Annotated in this window: 14 protein-coding genes and 1 tRNA gene; 6 read left to right on the top strand and 9 right to left on the bottom strand. The window is 62.4% G+C overall.

From position 1 onward, the window contains the following. The first annotated feature begins 3 nt into the window (after positions 1-3). Positions 4-1,656 (top strand): choline dehydrogenase, encoded by a 1,653-nt coding sequence (gene betA / locus NKI24_RS02395; protein ID WP_352743151.1) that lies wholly within the window; start codon positions 4-6, stop codon positions 1,654-1,656. 59 nt (positions 1,657-1,715) lie between these two features. Next, a complete protein-coding gene (betB, locus tag NKI24_RS02390; protein ID WP_352743149.1) occupies positions 1,716-3,179 on the top strand; it encodes a betaine-aldehyde dehydrogenase in 1,464 nt (487 codons plus the stop codon). On the opposite strand, the gene NKI24_RS02385 is transcribed toward betB, so the two are convergent. Both NKI24_RS02385 and NKI24_RS02380 read right to left on the bottom strand, forming a co-directional pair. Then, positions 3,143-5,413 carry an AGE family epimerase/isomerase gene (locus NKI24_RS02385; RefSeq protein ID WP_352743147.1) on the bottom strand — a complete coding sequence of 757 codons (2,271 nt, stop codon included), beginning with the start codon at positions 5,411-5,413 and terminating at the stop codon, positions 3,143-3,145. The two genes, betB and NKI24_RS02385, sit on opposite strands and share 37 nt — an antisense overlap. A gap of 17 nt (positions 5,414-5,430) precedes the next feature. After that, on the bottom strand, positions 5,431-6,945 hold the full coding sequence (locus tag NKI24_RS02380; protein ID WP_502901423.1) for a phosphomannomutase/phosphoglucomutase: 1,515 nt from the start codon (positions 6,943-6,945) through the stop codon (positions 5,431-5,433). A gap of 205 nt (positions 6,946-7,150) precedes the next feature. Between NKI24_RS02380 and NKI24_RS02375 the strand changes: the two genes are divergently transcribed. Both NKI24_RS02375 and NKI24_RS02370 read left to right on the top strand, forming a co-directional pair. Next, positions 7,151-7,227: transfer RNA gene (locus NKI24_RS02375), tRNA-Pro, on the top strand. A 499-nt stretch (positions 7,228-7,726) separates the two neighbouring features. Next, the gene (locus NKI24_RS02370) at positions 7,727-8,749 is read left to right on the top strand and encodes a site-specific integrase (protein ID WP_352743143.1); all 1,023 of its coding nucleotides are present in this window, start codon (positions 7,727-7,729) and stop codon (positions 8,747-8,749) included. On the opposite strand, the gene NKI24_RS02365 is transcribed toward NKI24_RS02370, so the two are convergent. The 4 genes from NKI24_RS02365 to NKI24_RS02350 all read right to left on the bottom strand — a co-directional run bounded on the left by NKI24_RS02365 (position 8,724) and on the right by NKI24_RS02350 (position 14,138). Continuing rightward, a complete protein-coding gene (locus NKI24_RS02365) occupies positions 8,724-10,343 on the bottom strand; it encodes an ABC transporter ATP-binding protein (protein WP_352679671.1) in 1,620 nt (539 codons plus the stop codon). The genes NKI24_RS02370 and NKI24_RS02365 overlap by 26 nt on opposite strands. Position 10,344: 1 nt before the next feature. Further along, complete coding sequence (locus NKI24_RS02360) at positions 10,345-11,463, bottom strand: ABC transporter permease (RefSeq protein WP_352679668.1); 1,119 nt, start codon at positions 11,461-11,463, stop codon at positions 10,345-10,347. Beyond that, positions 11,456-12,379, bottom strand: a complete 924-nt coding sequence (locus tag NKI24_RS02355) for an ABC transporter permease subunit (protein ID WP_352679665.1) — start codon at positions 12,377-12,379, stop codon at positions 11,456-11,458. The genes NKI24_RS02360 and NKI24_RS02355 overlap by 8 nt, the downstream gene beginning before the upstream one ends. A 166-nt stretch (positions 12,380-12,545) precedes the next feature. Then, complete coding sequence (locus tag NKI24_RS02350; RefSeq protein WP_352679662.1) at positions 12,546-14,138, bottom strand: peptide ABC transporter substrate-binding protein; 1,593 nt, start codon at positions 14,136-14,138, stop codon at positions 12,546-12,548. A 381-nt stretch (positions 14,139-14,519) separates the two neighbouring features. On the opposite strand from NKI24_RS02350, the gene NKI24_RS02345 reads away from it, so the two are divergent. After that, a complete protein-coding gene (locus tag NKI24_RS02345) occupies positions 14,520-14,999 on the top strand; it encodes a TadE family protein (protein WP_352743141.1) in 480 nt (159 codons plus the stop codon). 1 nt (position 15,000) lies between these two features. After that, a complete protein-coding gene (locus tag NKI24_RS02340) occupies positions 15,001-16,785 on the top strand; it encodes a pilus assembly protein TadG-related protein (RefSeq protein WP_352743139.1) in 1,785 nt (594 codons plus the stop codon). A gap of 16 nt (positions 16,786-16,801) precedes the next feature. On the opposite strand, the gene bglA is transcribed toward NKI24_RS02340, so the two are convergent. The 3 genes from bglA to NKI24_RS02325 are packed head-to-tail and all read right to left on the bottom strand — an operon-like array spanning position 16,802 to position 22,081. Next, positions 16,802-18,430, bottom strand: coding sequence for a beta-galactosidase BglA (gene bglA, locus NKI24_RS02335; RefSeq protein WP_352743137.1), 1,629 nt, complete (start codon positions 18,428-18,430; stop codon positions 16,802-16,804). Beyond that, positions 18,420-20,453 carry a glycogen debranching protein GlgX gene (gene glgX, locus NKI24_RS02330; protein ID WP_352743135.1) on the bottom strand — a complete coding sequence of 678 codons (2,034 nt, stop codon included), beginning with the start codon at positions 20,451-20,453 and terminating at the stop codon, positions 18,420-18,422. The genes bglA and glgX overlap by 11 nt, the downstream gene beginning before the upstream one ends. Then, the gene (locus NKI24_RS02325; protein ID WP_352743133.1) at positions 20,453-22,081 is read right to left on the bottom strand and encodes an alpha-D-glucose phosphate-specific phosphoglucomutase; all 1,629 of its coding nucleotides are present in this window, start codon (positions 22,079-22,081) and stop codon (positions 20,453-20,455) included. The genes glgX and NKI24_RS02325 overlap by 1 nt, the downstream gene beginning before the upstream one ends. Between the last annotated feature and the right edge of the window lies 1 nt (position 22,082).

Genomic DNA, 22,082 nt, shown 5'->3' with positions numbered 1-22,082 from the left:
ACCATGCTTGAAGCGGATTTCGTCATCATCGGCTCCGGCTCGGCCGGTTCGGCCATGGCCTACCGGCTCTCGGAGGACGGCAAGCATTCGGTGATCGTCATCGAATATGGCGGCAGCGATATCGGCCCGCTGATCCAGATGCCGTCGGCACTGTCGATCCCGCTCAATATGAGCCTCTACGACTGGGGCTTTGCCAGCGAGCCGGAGCCGCACCTCGGCGGCCGCGTGCTGGCGACGCCGCGCGGCAAGGTCATCGGCGGCTCGTCGTCGATCAACGGCATGGTCTATGTGCGCGGCCATGCCCGCGACTTCGACCATTGGGCCGAACAGGGCGCGACCGGCTGGGGCTTTGCCGATGTGCTCCCGTACTTCAAGCGCATGGAGGACAGCAATGGCGGCGAGAATGGCTGGCGCGGCCATGGCGGGCCGCTGACTGTGCAGCGCGGCTCGAGGACGAACCCACTCTACGGCGCCTTCGTCGAGGCAGGCCGTCAGGCCGGTTTCGAGCTGACCGACGACTATAATGGCGCGAAGCAGGAAGGCTTTGGGCCGATGGAGCAGACCATTCGCGGCGGCCGTCGCTGGTCCGCGGCGAGCGCCTATCTGAGGCCGGCGCTGAGGCGGAAAAATGTCAGCCTGGTCAAAGGTTTCGCCCGGCGGGTAATCGTCGAGAATCAACGCGCCACCGGCGTCGAGATCGAAGTGCGCAAACGGATTCAGGTGGTCAGAGCGCGGCGCGAGGTGATCGTTGCCGCGTCCTCGATCAACTCGCCCAAGATCCTGATGCTGTCCGGCATCGGCCCCGGCCAGCACCTTAGGGAGAACGGCATCCCGGTGATCGCCGACCGGCCCGGAGTCGGCCGCAATCTGCAGGACCATATGGAACTTTACATCCAGCAGGAATCGACAAAGCCGATCACGCTGAACTCCGTCTTGAACCCGTTCTCGAAGGCGCTGATCGGGGCACAATGGCTGTTCTTCAAATCCGGCCTCGGTGCCACCAATCATTTCGAGGCGGCCGCCTTCGTGCGCTCGCGCGCCGGCGTCGACTATCCCGATATCCAGTATCACTTCATCCCGGCCGCGGTCCGCTATGACGGCAAGGCGGCGGCCAAGGCGCATGGTTTCCAGGCGCATGTCGGGCCGATGCGGTCGAAGTCGCGCGGTTCGGTCACGCTGCGCTCGCCCGATCCCAAATCGAAGCCGGTGATCCGCTTCAACTACATGTCGCATCCGGACGACTGGACGGAGTTCCGCCACTGCATCCGGCTGACCCGCGAGATCTTCGGGCAAGCGGCCTTCGATCCGTACCGCGGGAAGGAACTGTCGCCGGGCTCGCATGTACAATCGGATGAAGAGCTCGACGCCTTCATTCGCGACCACGCCGAAAGCGCCTACCACCCTTGCGGCACCTGCAAGTTGGGCCGTGCCGATGATGCGATGAGCGTCGTCGATCCGGAATGCCGCGTCATTGGCGTCGAAGGGCTTCTGGTCGCCGATTCCTCGATCTTTCCACGCGTCACCAACGGCAATCTCAACGCGCCGTCGATCATGACCGGCGAGAAGGCCGCCGACCACATTCTCGGGCGTACGCCGCTGCCACCGTCCAACCAGGAACCATGGATCAATCCGCGCTGGCAGGTGTCGGACAGATAGGCCATGATCCGGCGGACGCATATTCCGCATGCCGCGACAAGACGATTTGGAGAACAGTCATGCGCGCCCAGCCAACGGCATCGCATTATGTCAACGGCCGCTATATCGACGACGAGCGCGGCGCAGCGCTGCCGGTTATCTATCCGGCAACTGGCGAGACCATCGCCATGCTGCGCTCGGCGACGCCGAACGTGCTGGAGCTCGCGATCGAGGCGGCGCGTGCAGCACAACCGGCCTGGGCGCGGCTGAAGCCGGTCGAACGCGGCCGCATCCTGCGCCGCGCCGCCGACATCTTGCGCGCGCGCAATGCCGATCTGGCGCGCATCGAGACGCTGGATACCGGTAAGCCGATCCAGGAGACGCTGGTTGCGGACGCCCCGTCGGCGGCCGACTGCCTGGAATATTTCGGCGGCGCCGTCGCCGCCTTTAATGGCGAAGCCGTCGATCTCGGCGGACCCTTTGCCTATACCAGGCGCGAGGCGCTCGGCGTTTGCGTCGGCATCGGCGCCTGGAACTATCCGATCCAGATCGCCGGCTGGAAGTCGGCGCCGGCCCTCGCCATGGGCAATGCGATGGTGTTCAAGCCCTCGGAGAACACGCCGCTTTCAGCGCTGGCGCTCGCCGAGATCTACACCGAGGCCGGGCTGCCCGACGGGCTGTTCAACGTCGTGCAGGGTTTTGGCGATGTCGGCGCCGGTCTTGTCGGACATGATGTCGTCGCAAAGGTCTCGGTGACCGGCTCGGTGCCGACCGGCCGCAAGGTGCTGTCGCTCGCCGGCTCGAAGATGAAGCACGCGACGATGGAGCTCGGCGGCAAGTCGCCGCTGATCGTCTTCGAAGACGCCAACCTCGAAAATGCCATCGGCGGCGCGATGCTCGGCAATTTCTATTCGACCGGCCAGATCTGCTCCAACGGCACGCGGGTCTTCGTGCAGAGCAGCATCCATGACCGTTTCGTCGAGAGGCTGACCGAACGGACGAAGAAAATCCGCATCGGCGATCCGCTCGATCTGGACACGCAGATGGGGCCGCTGGTCTCGAAGGCGCAGCACGACAAGGTGGTTTCTTACATCGAGGCCGGCAAGCAGGATGGCGCGGTGCTCGCCTGCGGCGGAAACGTGCCTTCGCTGCAGGGTTTCCAGGGTGGCTTCTTCGTCGAGCCGACGGTGTTCACCGGTGTCACCGACACGATGCGCATCGCGCGCGAGGAGATTTTCGGGCCGGTGATGAGTGTGCTGAAATTCGACAGCGAGGACGAGGTGATCGAGCGCGCCAACGATACCGAATTCGGCCTCGCCGCTGGCGTGTTCACCCGCGATCTGCAGCGCGCCCATCGTGTCATCGCCGAACTGCAGGCCGGCACCTGCTGGATCAACGCCTACAATCTGACGCCGGTCGAAATCCCCTTCGGCGGCTTCAAGCAGTCCGGCATCGGCCGCGAGAATTCGCTCGCGGCACTGGCGCTCTATTCGCAACTGAAGTCGGTCTATGTCGAGACCGGGGATGTCGCCAGCCCGTACTGATCCTTGCAGGCTGTGCCGTCCAGATATTGGGTCAGCGCGCAGACCAGATGATAGAAGATGCTGGCCGGCACCTCGCTTGCCAGTGAACGGCCGCGCTCGTCGATGCGGTCGATCCACAGGCCGAGCGGGGCGGGATTGATGTGCCAGCGGAACAGCCGGCCGACACGCGCCTCGATTTCCGGCTTCAGGTCGGGACCGCCCGAACCGTCCAGCGCGATCGCCGCCTTGATCGCTTCGGCCTGTGGCCAGCTGCGCGAGACGCGGTCGAGCGGCAGCCCTTGCCGCGAGACCGCGCCGTAGGCGAGGCCTGTGGCGCGGTTCAGGCCATTGGCAATTGCCGACGCGTAAAGCTTCCGGGCAAGGCCGGTCAAGCCGCTCTGGCCGCTGCGCCCGGCGAAGTCGACCAGCAGCGAAGCCCATTCGAAATGATGGCCGGGTTCGGTCCACGTGCCCTTCTCGCCAGGGGCCGGCCGCCATTCATTGTCGAAATACTCACCCAGCGTCCAGCTTTCCGGGTCGAAGAAATGGCTGCGGAACAGATCGACGATGCGCGCGGCGCGACGAAGATAGGCGCGCTCGCCCGTCGCCTGATGCCAGGCCAGGAATGCCTCGAGCAGATGCATGTGCGGGTTGGAGCGGCGCTCGCCCTCGCCGCTCGAGGTCTCGCGGAAGCCGGTCAGGCGTTCGTCCTCGAGATGCGCGTCGATGAACGCGAAGGTCTCCTCGCCAAGCCGCAACGCATCGGGATTACCGCACATATGGGCATGCGCAAGCGCCAGGAGCACGCAGGAATGGTCATAGGCATCCTCGGCGGCGTCGGCGACGGTGCCGTCGACGTTGAGCGTGCGTACCCAGCCGCCATTGTCGGTACGTCCGTGCCTGGCCATGAATTCGAGGCCGTGGCTGATCAGCCGATCGGCCGGGCCGTTCCAGCCGCGCGCCTTGGCGACGGCGAAGGCGTAGATCTGCCTGGCCTGCGTGCGCATGCGTTTGGGTTTCATCAGCGGGGCGGCATCGAAGCCGAGCGCCTCGTGGAACCCGCCATGGCGCTCATCGACGCCGACCGTCGACCACAACGGCACCGTCTCCTCGAACAGCCAATGGTGCACGCGGCGCTGCCAGGCGCCGCTTTCGATGACGCGGTCGTCGGCGGGCGTGAACCTGGTCTCGAGGCGGCCGCTTTTTTCGAGCTGCTCGACGATCTTCTTGACGTTCTGGCTGTGGCTGACCGGCGCGACGAAAGTGGCGTCGGCCGTCGACACGATGGCGACGTCCTTCAGGCCTATGGCCGACAGCAGGCGGCCGTCGCTGCGGATATAGGAGTTCTCGCAATCGATGGCAACGACATCGCCGACAATGACATTGCCCTGCGTGTCGGAGGGGCCGACGTCGAGCAGCGATTGCCAGGAGCCGAGATCATTCCAGCGAAAGCCGGCCGGCACCATGGCGATGCCGCTGGCGCGCTCCATGATCGCATAGTCGATCGATGTCGATGGGATGGCGGCATAGAGCTCCAGAGGCATGTAGAGGCCGGAAAGATCCGATGTCGCAGCCTGGTAGGCAGCCTCTGTGGCGCTCCAGATGTCGGGCTGGAAGGCCATGAAAGCGTCGCGCATGGCACTGGCGCGAAACAGGAAGATGCCGGTGTTCCAGTAGAAATTGCCGGCCTCGAGATAGCTCTGCGCCGTGGCGAGATCGGGTTTTTCGACGAAACGCGAGACATCGCAGATGCCATCGCGCTCGCCGGCCACCTCGATGTAGCCGTAACCGGTCTCGGGTTGGGCGGGCTTGATGCCGAACACCACCAACCTGCCTTGGCGCGCGGCCGCAGTGCCGGCCTCGATGCTCCGCCAGAACTGCTGCGCGGTCGCGATCTCATGGTCGGACGGCACCACCAGTACCAGGCTGTCGCCGAATTCCGACAGCGTGCGCAGGCTTGCCAAAGCGACGGCCGCCGCGGTGTTGCGTCCGGTCGGCTCGAAGAGCGGACCGCCGCCGGAAAGCTCGTGACCGGCAATGTCGGCATGAACGCGGTCGGCATGCCTTTCCGAGGCAATCAGGAAAACCGGCGTTTCGCCTTCCAGCCGCGCGGTCAGCCGGCGCAGCGTCTTGGCCAGCATCGAGCCGTCGCCGGAGAAATCATGGAACTGCTTGGGATTGTCCTCGCGCGACAGCGGCCACAGCCGCGAGCCGACGCCGCCGCTCATCACAAAACTGACGATCCGTTCGGTCATGAAAACAAGCCTCGTGCTCAAAAGGTCTGATTGTAGGCGCCGACTTCGGAGCTGCGGCGCAGCACCGCATCGACGCCTTCGAACATCTGCCGCCGCCGCTCGGACGATACCGGACTCTCCACCACCACCACAAGCTCAGGCTTGTTCGATGATGCCCGCACCAACCCCCAGGTACCATCCTCCGCAACGACCCTGACGCCGTTGACGGTGATCAGTTCGGCGATCTTCTGGCCGGCGAAGACGGCGCCCTCGTCCTTCATCTTGCGAAAGTCGCCTACGACGCGCTCGACCACGCCGTATTTGAGTTCGTCGGCGCAATGTGGCGACATGGTCGGCGTGCCGAAGGTCAACGGCAGATCGCGGTAAAGATCCGCCATGCTGCTTTGCGGGCTGCGATCCAGCATCTGGCATATGGCGATGGCCGTGACCAGGCCATCGTCATAGCCGCGGCCGATCGGCGGATTGAAGAAGAAATGGCCCGATTTCTCGAAACCGGCGGCGGCGCCGAGTTCGGCGACGCGCCGCTTGATATAGGAGTGACCGGTTTTCCAATAGTCGGTGACCGCGCCATTTTCCCGCAACACCTTGTCAGTCATGAACAACCCGGTCGACTTGACGTCGACGACGAAAGTCGAGCCGGGATAGAGGTGCGAAATGTCGCGCGCCAGCATGACGCCGACCTTGTCGGCGAATATCTCGTTGCCTTCATTGTCGACCACGCCGCAGCGGTCGCCGTCGCCGTCGAAACCGAGCCCGACATCGGCGCCCGTTTCCAGCACCTTGTCGCGAATGGCGTGCAGCATCTGCATGTCTTCGGGGTTGGGATTGTAATTGGGAAAAGTATGATCGAGCTCGACGTCGAGCGGGATCACCTCGCAGCCGATCCTTTCCAGTGCCTCGGGAGCGAAAGCCCCGGCGGTGCCGTTGCCGCAAGCGGCCACCACCTTGAGCTTCCTGGAGATACGCTTTCCCGCTGTCAGATCGTCGAGGTAGGTTTTGCGGAAATCCGCAACGAAGTCATAGGAGCCACCACCGACAAGGTCGAAATCGCCTGAGAGCACGATCGCCTTCAGCGCGCTCATCTCCTCCGGACCAAAAGTCAGCGGGCGCGCCGCGCCCATCTTGACGCCGGTCCAGCCATTCTCGTTGTGCGAGGCAGTGACCATGGCGACGGAGGGCGTGTCGAGCGCGAACTGGGCGAAATAAGCCATCGGCGACAGGGCCAGCCCGATATCCTTGACCCGTGCGCCGGCTGCCATCAGCCCGGAAACCAGCGCCAGCTTTATGGCAAGCGAATAGGAACGGAAATCGTGACCGGTGACGATGTCGGGTCCGGCACCCAGGCGACGGATCAGCGTGCCGAGCCCCATGCCGAGCGCCTGGACGCCGATCAGATTGAGTTCCGGCGTTTCGTTCGAGCCGGGATGGCCGAACCACCAGCGCGCATCATATTCGCGAAACCCGGAGGGTTTGATCAGCGCCGAGGTTTCAAACTCAAAAGTGTTTGGTCTGACATCGCTAACGATCTTCATCGACAAGGCTGCAAACTCCAGGCGGCTGAATCAGGTGCTTCGAGGCAAGTGGACGGTTACCCAGATGCCCTTTAAGCCGTGTTTGTGCGACAGGAAACTGAAACCTGTATGACGTGGCGGCGAAAGCGAAAGAAATGCGACAGAAGCGCTGCCATTGGCGCTTGCAGTAACCAAACGCGGCGGCTATAAGCCCGCGGTCTGGTTACGGAGTGTAGCGCAGCCTGGTAGCGCACATCGTTCGGGACGATGGGGTCGCAGGTTCAAATCCTGCCACTCCGACCAGAAAAAACATCCCCGGTTCAAGGCCCGCAGGCGCTCTTTCCAAATTGCCCCTATACATTCGGACAAGAAGGCAGGTCTGGCCGGGGAGAGGCTAAGCGGTGCCCGCAGGGGCATCGGATCGCGGCTAATGCCGACGCGAGCGGATGTTCGTCATCGGCAAAAAGCGACTTTCCATGGCACCCGAAACCTCCCCCGCTTCGGCATGCCAAGTCGTCCGGTGAAGGCCGGCGTGAGATTTACACCTCAGTTATAACCGCAACATGGGGTAGCCCGGGCCACCATTTTGACGCGGCTGTCGGCTACCCTCCGGGAACTCACCAAAACCTATCGTCCGGCGCGAAAGCCAAGCCGGTGCGATTCCTCCGCCGCATTTCGCAAGTCTTTGCATCTCACAGCACTATCGCCCATTTTGCTTGTTGCAAAGCCGGTCTTGTTGCCTCTTCTAACGATCCCCATCCGCAGGACGAACAACTTCGGAGCAAAAAAGGGGACCATCGTGATGACCCATCATCATGCACGCACGGCAGCGGCGTCTAGCGCTTCAGGTATGCTGCGCCCTCAACTCGGGCCTGCCGCCGCCGGCAAATATCAGCCCCCGATCTCCAGGGCCGATGCCCGCCGCCTGACTGTCGGTGACATCCTCGCCGCCTATGCCGAAGCACGCCAGGCCAAGATTGCCGGTCGCAAGGAATTTCTCGCCAGGATGCGTTTTCTGAACGAATTCTTCGGCACCGAGCCGGTCGCCAGCATCAATGGAGATCGCTGCCGCGCCTATGTCGAGCACCGTTCGCGCGAGCGCAATCGGGTAGAGCGTGAGCGAATCGCCAAGCTCAAAGCTGCGGCGATGGAGACCCGCCGTGCGTTACTCCCGGCGTGGCGAGACAAGGACTTTACATCAGGCCCGCGTCGCGATCTTGAGGACCTCCGCTCGGCGATCAACTTTTGGGCCAAGGAATACGGTCTCGATCCGAAGCCGTCCGTCACCTTGCCAGACAAACCAGCAGCGCGCGAGCGCTGGCTGACGCGCGAGGAAGCAGCGGGACTGCTGCGCGCGGCATTGCGGCTGCGCCGGAAGCACGGTCAGTATGCTCATCTCTGCCGCTTTATCATTGTGGGGCTCTACACTGGCTGCAGACATCGTTCAATCCTGCAACTCAATTGGGATGGCGAGGCCGCAGAAGCTTGGCCGGACCTAGGCCGCGGCGTGCTCTATTGCAAAGATCAGCACGCGAAAAAAAGCAAGAAATGGCGTCCGCCGACGCGACTGCCGTCACGGCTGATCGCCCATATGCGCCGCTGGAAGCGTATCGATTGCGACTGCGGGCCGGTCGTCCATGACAGCCTGGGCGAACCGACAAAGCGCATCGAGAAGGCGTTCCGCACCTGCCGCGTGGAAGCCGGGCTCGGCCACGATGTCACCCCGAATGTGCTTCGCTATACCCGCGCCATGTGGCCTGTGCTGTGCGACGTCGACATGTGGCGGATCGCCAGCAAGGCTATGCGCTCAGGCGAAATCGCGTGACATCGATGGCCGCGGCCATCAGTGTCTGTGTGTAGGTTGCCTGCGGATTGCTGAAGATCGCCTCTGCCGGCCCCTCCTCGACGATCTTGCCCTGTTTCATAACGATGATGTAGTCGGCCATGGCGCGCACGACGGCGAGATCGTGGCTGATGAACAGATAGGACAGTTCGTGGTCGGCCTGCAGCTTGCGCAGCAATTCGACGATCTGCTTCTGCACCGAGCGGTCCAGCGCCGAGGTCGGCTCGTCCAGCACCACCACTTTCGGCTTGAGGATCATGGCGCGCGCAATGGCGATGCGCTGCCGCTGGCCGCCGGAGAATTCGTGCGGATAGCGGTTGCGCGTGTTCGGATCGAGCCCGACTTCGAGCAAGGCATCGACCGCGCGGAGATCGCGCTGCCTGCCCGACAGATTGGGCTCGTGGACCAGAAGACCCTCGGTGATTATCTGGCCGACGGTCATGCGTGGCGACAGCGAGCCGAATGGATCCTGGAAGACCAGCTGTAATTCGCGCCGCAGCGGCCGCATCGCCTGGCGGTCAGCGTGGGAAATGTCGCGGTCGCCAAGCCGGATGATGCCGTCGCTGGGCAGGAGCCGCAGCAAGGCGCGGCCGAGCGTCGATTTTCCCGATCCGGATTCGCCGACGATGCCGATCGTCTGGTTGCGCTTCAGCCGTATCGAAATGCGATCGACGGCGCGCAGCAGCAGCGGCTCGCCGCCAAGAAATCCGCCGCCGATCTTGAAGGTCACCTCGACGTTCCTGCCTTCAAGCAGGACAGGGGCATTCGGAGGCGGCGGCGCCTTGGTGCCGGTCGGTTCGGCGGCAAGCAGCATCTTGGTGTAGCCGTGCTGCGGGTTGGCGAAGATTGCTTCCGCCTCGCCCTCCTCGACCACCTCGCCATAGCGCATCACATAGACCCGGTCGGCAAAGCGCCTGACGATGCCGAGATCGTGGGTGATGAAGACGATCGCCATGCCGAGCTTGCGCTGCAGTTCGGCGAGCAGCATGAGGATCTGCGCCTGGATGGTGACGTCGAGCGCGGTCGTCGGCTCGTCGGCGATCAGTATGTCGGGATCGTTGGCCAGCGCCATGGCGATCATTACGCGCTGGCGCTGGCCGCCCGACAACTCGTGCGGATAGGATTTCATCCGCCGCTCCGGATCGGGAATATGGACCAGCCGCAGCAGCTTGAGCGCCTCCTCGCGCGCCGCGGCGGCGCCAAGTCCGCGATGCTTGCGGATCGGCTCGATCAGCTGGTTGCCGATCGAATAGAGCGGGTCGAGCGAAGTCATCGGCTCCTGGAAGATCATGCTGATCTTGCGGCCGCGGATCTTGTTGAGCTCTGGCTTGCCCAGCGTCAAAAGATTGCGGCCGCGATAATCGACGGTGCCGGTGGCTTCGCCGTTCGAGGCGAGCAGGCTCATCGCCGCCATCATCGTCTGGCTCTTGCCGGAACCGGATTCGCCGACGACGGCGACGGTTTCGCCTGATTTGACGTGGATGTTGATGCCCTTCACCGCCTCCACCACACCGTCGAGGGTGCGGAAGCGGACGCAAAGGTCCTTGACGCTGAGGATGGTTTCGGAAGCAGCCATCTCAACGATCTTTCGGGTCGAGCGCGTCGCGCAGCCCATCGCCGACGAAGTTCAGCGCGAACAGCGTGGAGACGAGAAAGAAGGCCGGGAACAGAAGCAGCCAGTTGGCCGAGCCGATGTTCTGGGCGCCGACCGAAATCAGCACGCCCCAGCTGGTCATCGGCTCCTGGACGCCGAGCCCGAGGAACGACAAAAAACTCTCCAGGATGATGACCTGCGGCACGAGCAGCGTCATGTAGATCACCACCGGCCCGAGCAAATTGGGGATCACATGGCGCAGCAGAATGCCGCGCTGGCCGACGCCCATCGCCTCCGCCGCCTGGACATATTCCTGCCGGCGGATCGACAGCGCCTGTCCGCGCACGATGCGCGCCATATCGAGCCACAGCACCGCGCCGACGGCCAGGAACATCAGCACGAAGTTCCTGCCGAAGAACACCACCAGCATGATGACGAAGAAGATGAACGGCAAAGAATAGAGCACGTCGACGACACGCATCATCACCTCGTCGACCCTGCCGCCGGCAAGGCCGGCGGTGGCGCCGTAGAGCACGCCGATGACCACGGCTACGATGCCGGCAAGCAGGCCGATGGCCAGCGATATGCGCCCGGCCATCAGCGTTCGGGACAAGAGATCGCGGCCGGTATTGTCGGTGCCGAACAGGAAATATTGCTGCTTGATCGAGGCACTCATCACCATTTCGAGACCGTCCGGCGATTTGCTCTCGATCTTTGTGTCATCAAAGGTATCGGAACGATCAAGGTAGCGAATGTTGCGGTCGTCGATCGGCTTGGACGATTTTACGGTAACGAACACACGGCTGCCCTCCTGCCGCCACTCCTTGATTTCGGCGCGCATGCGCCTGATCGCCTCGTCGAGAGCGCCTTCGATCATGTCGGCCTTCGGATAGGCGGAGAAGCTCGGCGGCGTACGGACGTAATCGCCATAGATGGTGGTGTATTGGTGCGGCACGAAAGAGGGCCCAAACACGCTGATGACGGCGATGAAGGCAAGATAATAGAGGCTGAGCATGGCTGCGCGATTGGCCTTGAGGCGCGCCCAGGCGTCACCCCACAGGGATCGGCCGACGACCGGTGCGGCTACTGCGATATCAGTCATAGCGCACCCTCGGATCGACGACCCCGTAGAGGACGTCGACGATCAGGTTGAAGACAATTGTGAAGAGCGCGATCACCACCACTGTCCCCATCACCAGTGTGTAGTCACGGTTGAGCGCAGCAACGACAAAATGGCGGCCGATGCCCGGGATAGAGAAGATGGTCTCGACAATAATCGAGCCAGTGAGAAGGGCCGCGGCTGCCGGACCGGTGAAGGAGACGATCGGCAGGATGGCGCCGCGCAGCGCATGCTTGACGACGACTGACCAGTCGGACAGGCCGAGAGCGCGCGCGGTGCGGATGTGATGCGAGTGCAGCGATTCGATCATCGAGCCGCGCATCAGGCGGGCAACGATGGCGATCTGCGGCAGAGCGAGCGTCAGTACCGGGCCGACCTTGTTGATGAGGGCTCCATCGCCCCAGCCGCCGATCGGCAGCAGCTTCCAGGTCAATCCGAATACAAGCTGGATTATCGGGGCGATGACGAAGGTTGGTATGGTGCTGCCGGCGGTCGCCAGCGCGATCACAGAATAGTCGGCAAGCTTGTTCTGGTTGAGCGCGGCAACAGTGCCGAGCACGCTGCCGAGGAGCAGCGCCAGAACGAGCGCCGAAGCGCCAAGTTGGATCGAGATCGGCAGGCCTTCCCTGAACAACTCGCCGACGGTGAAATCCGGCATGTTGTAGCTGGGGCCGAAATTGCCGCGCAGAAGATTGCCCAAATAATGGAGGTACTGCAGCCAGAGCGGGTCGTTGAGCCCGAACTGGGCTTCGAGATTGGCCCTGATCTCGGGGCTCAGGCCCCGCTCCTGGTTGAACGGGCCGCCCGGCGCGACGCGTATCAGAAAGAACGCTATAGTCACGATGACGAACAGCGTCGGGATGGCGGTCAGGAGCCGCCGGAAAACGAATCGCAGCATCGATGCCCCGCTTGATCCAGAGCAGCGCGCGTCCGGCTGGACGATTGCGCTCTAGCCTTCAAATCTTCGCACCGACATTGTCGAAAATCGAATCCGGTTCCCGGGCCGATGCGATGGCAAACCGGCGCCGCCGCGCATTGAGTCGCGCGGCGGCCTGGCTAAGGGATCAGTCCTTGCTGATGAAGCGGGACGGATGGATGTCCATCACATTGTCGTCGAAGCCGTGCAGCTTCGAGGAAACGATGTCGTGGTAGCTGTAGTAGAGAAGCGGGATCTCGCCGACGTCGTCGACGAGGATGCGCTCGGCCTCGGCGAGTTCCTTCATGCGCTGTTCGGGCTTGCCGCCGGCGGCGGCGGCCTTGTCCATGGCCGCCTCGAATTTCGGGCTGTTATAGCTCGAATAATTGTTGCCGCTGGCCTTGCGAGATATGCCGAGGAAGGTTTCCGGGTCCTTGTAATCGGCGATCCAGGCGGCACGCGCCACATCGTAGTCGCCCTTCTGCTCGAGGAAGGAGTAGTGGGTCTTGGTGTCGGTGTTGAGCAGCGTGACCTCGACGCCAAGCGGCTTCAACTGTTCCTGGATGGCGACAGCGGTGTTCTTGTGGTTTTCCGAGGTGTTGTAGCGGATCTGCATCTTCAACGGATGCTCGGGTGTATAGCCGAGTTTCTCGAGGATCTTCTTGGCAGCGTCCTCGCGGTCGATCTGCGGCATGTCGGCGTATTTGGCCAGTGCCGGCGTGTAGCCCTGGATACCCGGAGGGACCATCGAATAGCCGGGCAGCATCGAATTCTGCCAGACTTTTTCAGCGAGGAAGTCGCGATCGATCGCCATCGAGATAGCGTTGCGCAGTTCGACGTTGTCCCAAGGCGCCTTGTCGGTCTTGATCGCGTAATAGTAGATGCCGAGATATGGCCCGACACGGACCTGGTCGCCGAATTTGGTCTTGAGATCGGCGAGCTGTTCGGTCGGCAGGTCACCGTAACTGTCGAATTCGCCGGCCTCGAAGCGCTTCATCGCGGACGAGCGATCCTCGGTCGGGATGTAGTTGACCACGTCGAACTTGACGCTGGCGGCGTCCCAGAATTTCGGATTCTTGACCAGCTTCAGATGGTCGTTGGGAATCCACTCCGCCGCTGTAAAGGCCCCGTTGGAGACCAGCTTGCCTGCCTTGATCCAGTCGGCGCCAAGCTTTTCGATAGACGCCTTGTTAACTGGATAGGTCGCCTGATGGGTCAGCATCTCCAGAAAGTAAGGCGTTGGCGCCTTGAGCGTGACTTCGAGGGTAGTTGCATCAATCGCCTTGACGCCCATATCCTCCGGCTTGCCCTTCTTGGTGTTGACTTCCTCGGCACCCTTCACAGGATAGAGCATGGAAGCGTATTCGGCTGCGGTGGCCGGATCTTCAAGCCGACGGAACGAATAAACGAAGTCGTCCGCCGTCACCGGGCTGCCATCCGACCAGAGGCCGTCCTTGCGCAGCTTGAAGGTGTAGACGGTGCCGTCGTCGGACACCGTCCAGCTTTCGGCGGCGCCTGGAATGAGATTCGTCTTCTGGTCATGCATCACGAGGCCCTGGAACAGGTCGCGTATGATATCGGCTTCGTAGACCGTCGAGGTCTTGTGCGGATCGAGCGTCTCCGCTTCGGCGGCGGCTCCGCGGTTGTAGACGGTTTCGGCGAAAGCCGGCGTGTAGAACGTACCGGCGGCCAAGACCATGGTCGTGGCGAGTACCGTCGCCTTCAGCACATGTTTCAGCATGGAGTTCTCCCTAATGACGTCGCCCTTCAGCCACGTCTCTAAGTGTTGACGCCCCGAAACCGATTGGTTGGTTCCTTTCGAGCGCGCAGCCGGTTCCCTCTCCGGCAGCTGGTGGCCAAACAGTAACGTGGAGATTTTTTATTTCAACAGACTCTCGGGGTCACCCAAAGTAAGGGGGCCGGGGCAGTCGTTTTGCGGGCGGCCAATCAATGGTCGAAACCATGAGTTTGACTGGGTTTCCCGGCCAGAACGCCGATCTGGGAAATAATCTGGCCGATCATTTCAGTTTACCGGATTGTATTAATTGGTTCTTAGGCAACCAAGGGTTACAAATTTCGATGGAATCGGCACATCGACCTTGGGTTCCAACGGGCAAGGGCAATGAACAAGATAGACAGTAATACTGTCGCATTGAAGCGTAAAATATTGCGCCACGTACGGACGAATCTACGCAAAATTGGAGAAGACTCCGGAACTTCCGCGGTCGAGTTCGCCCTGCTTTCCCCAATCTTTATCCTTCTTTTGCTCGGAATGGTTGCATATGGTATCTATTTTGGTGCAAGCAACTCCTTGCAGCAAATCGCCGCCGATGCCGCCCGCACCGCAATTGCCGGATTGAATCAAACCGAGCGCCAGGCGCTGGTGGCGAGTTTCGTCAAAAACAATGCCAGTGGATACCCGTTCGTCGATTCCGGCAAGCTGACCTATCAGGCGACGGACAGCACGGCCGACGGAAATCAGTTCGTCGTGTCGATCCAGTACGATGCCAGCAACCTGCCGATCTGGAACCTGTTGCCAAGCCTTGCGATGCCGCAAACCACGATGTCGCGCAGATCTACCATCAGGATTGGAGGCATTTGAAATGTCGCAGTTCTTGCTGAGGAGCATCGGGCGGATCGCTCGCTCGATGGTTGGCGACAAGAAGGCGAACTTTGCCGTCATGACGGCGCTGACAGCGCCATTCGCGCTGGGGCTGGCGGCCTTCGCTGTCGACGAAGGTTCGATCTACACGGAGCGCAGGGAAGCCCAGGCGATGACCGATCTGGCGGCGATCACCGCGGCGTCGAACATCAACAATATGGAAGCCGCGGCGGTAACCACGCTCAGTGACAACCGAATGCCCGGCATCATTGTTCAAAAGGCAGGTCAGACAATGGTTCCCACGGTTGGCAAAACCGTCGTGTCGGTCACCGGCGGCCGATACTCAGCGGCGTCCTCCGTTGGCGTCGACAAGCGCTTCGAAGCCGGTAAAACGCCTTACAACGCCGTTCGCGTCACTCTGCAAAAAATCCCCGCCCGGTATTTCGCCAGTTCGCTCATCCCTACTCCGGTTGTCGGCACCGAAGCCATTGCCAGCGTGACCCCGCAAGCGATGTTCTCGGTCGGGTCCAGGCTCCTCAGCGTCAATGGCGGCATCCTCAACGCGCTTCTCAGCAAGTTGCTGGGCGCCAACATTTCGCTCAGCGTCATGGACTACAACGCGCTGATCTCGGCCGATGTGAACGTGCTTTCGTTCGTCGATGCCCTTGCCGTACAGTTGCAACTGACAGGTGTCAGCTATTCCGACGTGCTGGCGTCAAAAGCGACGGTAGGCCAGATCGCGACCGCCATGGCCAATGCGTCCGGGTCGGGCAGCGCCAGCAAACTTGTGCTGCAGACGATCGCGTCGAGGGCCACCAACACGGTCAAGATACCCCTCAGTCATCTTATCGATCTTGGCTCGATCGGTAAGCTCGGCCTCGGACAAAAGTCTCCCGGCTTTTCCGTCGACGCAAGCGCGATGGGCATGCTGGGTGCCGCCGCCTCGCTGGCCAATGGCTCAAACCAGGTCCAGGTCGATCTCGGCGCCACTATTCCGGGACTTACCTCCACCACGCTCGCCATCGCCATCGGTGAACCGATGCAATACTCACCCTGGCTGGCCGTCGGGGAAAAAGGCACCGTGGTGCGCACCGCGCAGACGCGCATCAAGCTGGTCACCACAGTGGGCATCGGCAATTCCAATCTCGGCGGCGGCATCAGCCTGCTGTCCGTCAACCTGCCTCTGCACGTCGAAGTCGCCTATGCGGAAGCCAAGCTAACCGACATCAGCTGCCCGACGGGCCGGCCGGATAGCATCAAGGTTTCGATCGCCGCGCAGCCTGGCGTGGCCTCGCTGCACCTTGCCACCAGCGACGCCGACAACAACCCATCGGCCTTCGCCGATTTCAGCAATCCGCAATCGTTCTCCGATGCCACGATTGCACAGGTAAGCGTAAAGCTTCTGCTGCTCACCCTCAATCTGCTCGATGTGAAGGGTTCGTCATCACTTGCCATCACCAACAACGATCCGACCGCATTGACGTTCGACAGCACCGATATCGCCAACAAGACGATAAAAACTGTCGCCACAAAAAACCTGACGCAATCACTCACGACATCGCTGGTCAGCGGCCTCTCGCTCTCGGTCAATGCACTGGGCCTCGGACTGGACGTGACGGCCCTGCTCGGAACGGTTAAGCCGGCGGTGGTAACGGTTCTGAACGGCGTGACGGCGCCGGTCGACGAACTGGTCTATAACGTGCTTGCAGCTGTCGGCGTGCATGTCGGCGAGGCCGATGTGCGGGTTGTCGGCGCGACTTGCGGGCGCTCCGTGCTCGTTCAATGAGATAATGAAATAGAGCTCAGCCGATCCGGCCGAGGAAGCAGCCCAGCGGCGGCAGCGACAGAGTTCTTTCCTGCAAGACGCCGGCAGCACCGCCAAGATCTCTCGGCTCTATCGCTTCCAGATCCGGTGGCAATTGCCAGCCGGCCGGCTCGTCGGCGAAATTGAAAACACACAGCAGCTTTTCGTCACCGCCTTCGCGAATGAAAGCAAGGACGTCGCCTTCGGCATCGAGGAACCGGATCGAGCCTCGAACCAGCGCCGGATGCTGCTTGCGCAAGGCCAGCATCGCCCGGTAGCTCGCCAGGACGGAGGTTTGCTCGCCGTCCTGGACGTCGACCGCCTGGGCGCGATGGCTTGTCGGGACCGGAAGCCACGGCTTGCCGGTCGAAAAGCCGGCATTGTCGGCGCCAGCCTCCCAGACCATCGGCGTTCGGCACCCATCCCGTCCCTTGATTGCCGGCCAGAACCGGATGCCGAAGGGATCGCGCAAATCCTTGAACGCCAGTTCAGCCTCCTCCAGCCCGAGTTCTTCGCCCTGGTAGAGGCAGATCGATCCGCGCAGGCAGGAAAGCAGCACGATCGAGAATTTCGCCACCCTGTCCGGATCGCCGCCCGGCCTTGTCCATCGACTGACATGGCGCACGACATCGTGGTTGGAGAACGCCCAGCAAACCCAGCCGTCGAACACCGTACTCTCGAAGGCCTCGACACAGCCACGCACATGCGACGCCGAGAATTGCGGGCCGAGCAGGTCGAACGTGTAGGACATTTGGAGCTTGTCGCCACCGCCGGTATAGGCGGCGAGCGTCTGCAAGGAACGAGTTTCGTCGCCAATCTCGCCGACAGCGACGCGGCCTTCATATTCGTCAAGCAAGGTCCGGAAGCGCCTGAGGAAAGCAAGGTTTTCCGGCTGGCTCTTGTCGAACAGATGCTCCTGATAGAGATAGGGGCTGGTTGCCGTATTGGTGCCGGCGACGCTTTCCGCCAAAGGCGGGTTGCTGCGCAGCCAGCGGTCGTGGACGTAATAGTTGACCGTATCCAGCCGGAAACCGTCGACGCCGCGCTCGAGCCAGAACCGCACCGTTTCCAGCAAGGCGTCCTGCACCTGCGGGTTGTGGAAATTCAGGTCCGGCTGCGAGGCGAGGAAATTGTGCAGGTAATATTGCCTGCGCGTTGCGTCCCATTCCCAGGCCGGGCCGCCGAAAAGCGACAGCCAGTTGTTGGGGGCGGTGCCGTCGGGCTTCGCATCGGCCCAGACGTACCAGTCGGCCTTGGGGTTGTCGCGGCTCGTGCGGCTTTCGACGAACCATTCGTGCCGATCCGACGAATGCGACAAGACCTGATCGATGATCACCTTCAGGCCGAGCCGGTGTGCCTCGGCAACCAGCGCGTCGAAATCCTCTGATGTGCCGAACATCGGATCGACGGCGCAGTAATCCGAAACGTCGTAACCCATATCGGCCATTGGCGACTTGAAGAAAGGCGACAGCCAAACCGCGTCGACACCGAGCGATGCGACATGGGCCAGCCTCGAGGTGATGCCGCGGAGATCGCCGCTGCCGTCGCCTGTCGTATCCTGGAAGGAGCGCGGGTAGATCTGGTAGATGACCCAGCCGCGCCACCATTCGGCATTGTCAGCCATCATGGCTCTCCCCTGCGCCCGCCCGCGCTGTCCTGCTTTCGATCATGAACAGGACCGTTCGCCCAGGCACCGGCCGCGAGATATCGCTACTATCCGGTTCGATAGCTGGGCGCCAAAGAAAACCCGCCCGTTCCGGCAGCGTGAACATGCAGGCCCGGCGGTCGCCGTTGATGATCACCGCAAGGCGACTGTTCTCACCGCTCCCGAGAACCATGACCAGCCGGTGCCGCCTGGCATCGTGCCAGGCGGCCTCGTCGAGCGGCATGCCGGTTTCCGTCAGCCAGGCTACGTCTGGGATTTCGGAGCCCGCAGGCGGTTCTCCGGTCAGGAACGTTGTGTCCAAGAGCGCCGGCACGACACGACGCATCCTGGCGAGCAGAACCGTGTACAGCTCCAGCGCCCGGTCGCGCCCGGCCCAGTCGAGCCAGGTGATGTCATTGTCCTGCGCGTAGGCGTTGTTGTTGCCGCGCTGCGTGCGGCCGAACTCGTCGCCGGCCGTCAGCATGATCGTGCCGCGCGAGGCAAAGAGCGTCGCCAGCAGCGCGCACTGGTCATCGAAACGGGCCGTAACGATTGACTGATCGCCGGTCTCGCCCTCGAGGCCATTGTTCCAGGACAGGTTGTCGTCGTGACCATCGCGGTTCTGTTCGCCATTGGCCTCATTGTGCTTGTGCTCATAGGCAGCGATATCGGCCAGCGTCATGCCGTCATGCGCGGCGATGAAGTTGATGCTGCGGCTCGTGGTCTGGCCTGCTTTGGAAAAGACGTCGGACGAACCGGCAAGCCGGGTCGCCAGCGCACCGATCATGCCGCCGTCGCCGCGCCAGAAGCGGCGGATATCGTCACGGTATTTGTCGTTCCACTCGAGGAAGGGCCGCGGAAAATTGCCGAGCTGATAGCCATCCGGTCCGATGTCCCAAGGCTCGGCGATCAGCACCCGGTCGCCAAGAACAGGGTCGTTGCGAATGGCGTTCAGCAGCGGCGCATCGGTGTCGAAAACGCCGGCGACGCGGCCGAGGATCGGCGCCAGGTCGAAGCGGAATCCGTCGACACCCGCGTGCTGGACAAAGTGGCGAAGCGTGTCGAGGACCATTTCCCGGACGACCGGATGCTCGCAGGCGAGCGTATTGCCGGTTCCGGTGTCATTGACCAGAGCGCCGTCCGGCTCGTGCCGGTAATAGGCGCGGCTGTCGAGGCCGCGCAGCGACAATGTCGGGCCGAGCCGGTCGCTTTCGCCGGTGTGGTTGAACACAAGGTCGAGAATGGTGCCGATGCCGGCGTCGCGCAGCGCGACGACCGTTCCGCGCAACTCGGCCAGACCGCCGGGCGCCAGTCGAGGATCAAGCGCCATGAAGGTCACGGGATTATAACCCCAGGCGTTGCGCAGCCTGAGCGGCGGCAAATGCCGTTCGTCGATCGATGCGGTCACCGGCATCAACTCGATGGCTGCGACACCGAGTTTTTGCAGATGCTCGATAACAAGGGGATGAGCGAGAGCTGCAATGGTGCCGCGTTGCTTCTCGGGAATGTCCTTATGCAGCTTTGTGAAGGCGCGCACCGGCACCTCGTAGATGAGCCGGCCGGGCCGAAACAGAGGCGGCAAGGCGGGCAAGGGTTCCGGCAAGGCGCCGGCAATGGCCTTCGGCATCAGTGGCGCGGTGTCGGCCCCCTCGCCTCGACGCGCGGCTAGCCGGCCGTCATAGGCATAGGGCCTGTCGATCTCGACGGCATAGGGATCGGCCAGCAGCTTGTCGGGATCGAACCAGAGACCGTGTTCCGGCGCGTAGTCGCCATCGGCGCGGAACCCGTATCGGGTCCCGGCGGCGAGACCGGCAACAAAAAGTGCGTGGACGCCCTCGTCTTCCGACTGGAGTTCCAGCCGGTCGACTTCGCGGTTGCCGTGTTCGTCGAAAATCGAAACCCAGATGCGCCGAGCCGACGAGGACCATGCGGCGAAGCGGATGCCGCCCTCCCCGGCAAGCCCGCCAAATCGCGGACGATAGCCGGCGGATAGTCCCAACGACATCAGGTGATGACGCTCGGCTTGACGCGGCCGGTATGGCTGCGAATCCCGGCAATGTCGTCGGCCGCCGCGATCAGATCGGCAAGCGCCTCCTGGGTGTCGAGATCGTGGCGGTTCTTGTCCGGCTCGTAGCGCTCGACATAAAGCCGCAGCGTCGCGCCCGAGGTGCCGGTGCCGGACAGGCGGAAGACGACGCGTGAGCCGCCTTCGAACAGCACCCTGATGCCCTGGTTCTTGCTGACCGAGCCGTCGACCGGATCGTGATAGGCGAAATCATCGGCGCTGGCGATCGTCATGCCGCGCACGCTGGTGCCAGGCAGCGAGCCGAGCTTGGCGCGCAGCTCGCCGACAAGCGCGTTGGCACGATCGATCTCGACCTCCTCGTAGTCATGGCGCGAATAATAGTTACGGCCATAGGCCGCCCAATGCTGGGTGACGATCTGCTTGGCGCTTTCGCCGCGCACGGCAAGGATGTTGAGCCATAAAAGCACAGCCCACAGGCCGTCCTTTTCGCGGACATGGTTGGAGCCGGTCCCCGCACTCTCCTCGCCGCAGATCGTTGCCATGCCGGCATCGAGCAGATTGCCGAAAAATTTCCAGCCGGTCGGCGTCTCGTAGATGCCGATGCCGAGCTTTTCGGCGACCCGGTCGGCAGCACCGCTGGTCGGCATCGAGCGGGCGATGCCTTTCAGCCCGGCCTTGTAGCCCGGCGCCAGATGGGCGTTGGCGGCGAGCATCGCCACAGAATCAGACGGGGTGATGAAAATTCCCTTGCCGATGATCAGGTTGCGGTCGCCGTCGCCATCCGAGGCGGCGCCAAAGTCTGGCGCATCCGGCCCCATCATCTCGTCGTAAAGGTGTTTTGCATGCACCAGATTGGGATCGGGATGATGGCCGCCGAAATCCGGCAGCGGAATGAAATTGCGGGCGGTGCCGTTGGGCGCGCCGAGCCGGTTTTCGAGGATCTCCTTGGCGTAGGGGCCGGTCACCGCATGCATGGCGTCGAAGCGCATGCGGAAGCCCGACTTGAACAGCGCCCGCAATGCGTCGAAATCGAACAGGCTTTCCATCAGTTCGGCATAGTCGGCGACAGGATCGATGATTTCGACGGTCATGTCCCCCGTCTTGACCGTGCCGATCGTGTCGATGTCAACCTGCCCGATATCGGCGATCTTGAAGCTTGAAATCGCCTTGGTTTTTTCGAAGATCGCGTCGGTCAGCTTTTCCGGCGCCGGGCCGCCATTGCCGGCATTGTACTTGATGCCGAAATCCTCATGCGGGCCACCCGGATTGTGGCTGGCCGACAGGATGATGCCGCCAAAGGTCTTGTATTTGCGGATGACATGCGAAGCGGCCGGCGTGGACAGGATGCCGCCCTGCCCGACCATCACCTTGCCGAAGCCGTTTGCCGCGGCCATGGCGATGGCCTTCTGGATGACCTCGCGGTTATAGAAGCGGCCGTCGCCGCCGATCACCAGGGTTTTGCCCTCGAACCCGTCCAGCGCATCGAAGATCGACTGGACGAAGTTCTCGGCATAGTGCTCCTGCTGGAACACCGGGACCTTTTTACGCAGCCCGGAGGTGCCGGGCTTCTGGTCGGGATAGGGTTTGGTGGCGACGGTGCGGATCATC

The organism is Mesorhizobium sp. M0701 (genome assembly GCF_040320365.1).
Taxonomy (GTDB): Bacteria; Pseudomonadota; Alphaproteobacteria; order Rhizobiales; family Rhizobiaceae; genus Mesorhizobium.
The sequence above is the reverse complement of the archived record's forward strand: the minus strand, read 5'-3'. Positions and strand labels throughout refer to the sequence as shown.

Coding starts and splice junctions, on each gene's coding strand:
- betA (WP_352743151.1), top strand. CDS start 4: ATGCTTGAAGCGGATTTCGTCATCATCGGCTCCGGCTCGGCCGGTTCG.
- betB (WP_352743149.1), top strand. CDS start 1,716: ATGCGCGCCCAGCCAACGGCATCGCATTATGTCAACGGCCGCTATATC.
- NKI24_RS02385 (WP_352743147.1), bottom strand. CDS start 5,413: ATGACCGAACGGATCGTCAGTTTTGTGATGAGCGGCGGCGTCGGCTCG.
- NKI24_RS02380 (WP_502901423.1), bottom strand. CDS start 6,945: ATGAAGATCGTTAGCGATGTCAGACCAAACACTTTTGAGTTTGAAACC.
- NKI24_RS02370 (WP_352743143.1), top strand. CDS start 7,727: ATGACCCATCATCATGCACGCACGGCAGCGGCGTCTAGCGCTTCAGGT.
- NKI24_RS02365 (WP_352679671.1), bottom strand. CDS start 10,343: ATGGCTGCTTCCGAAACCATCCTCAGCGTCAAGGACCTTTGCGTCCGC.
- NKI24_RS02360 (WP_352679668.1), bottom strand. CDS start 11,463: ATGACTGATATCGCAGTAGCCGCACCGGTCGTCGGCCGATCCCTGTGG.
- NKI24_RS02355 (WP_352679665.1), bottom strand. CDS start 12,379: ATGCTGCGATTCGTTTTCCGGCGGCTCCTGACCGCCATCCCGACGCTG.
- NKI24_RS02350 (WP_352679662.1), bottom strand. CDS start 14,138: ATGCTGAAACATGTGCTGAAGGCGACGGTACTCGCCACGACCATGGTC.
- NKI24_RS02345 (WP_352743141.1), top strand. CDS start 14,520: ATGAACAAGATAGACAGTAATACTGTCGCATTGAAGCGTAAAATATTG.
- NKI24_RS02340 (WP_352743139.1), top strand. CDS start 15,001: ATGTCGCAGTTCTTGCTGAGGAGCATCGGGCGGATCGCTCGCTCGATG.
- bglA (WP_352743137.1), bottom strand. CDS start 18,430: ATGATGGCTGACAATGCCGAATGGTGGCGCGGCTGGGTCATCTACCAG.
- glgX (WP_352743135.1), bottom strand. CDS start 20,453: ATGTCGTTGGGACTATCCGCCGGCTATCGTCCGCGATTTGGCGGGCTT.
- NKI24_RS02325 (WP_352743133.1), bottom strand. CDS start 22,081: ATGATCCGCACCGTCGCCACCAAACCCTATCCCGACCAGAAGCCCGGC.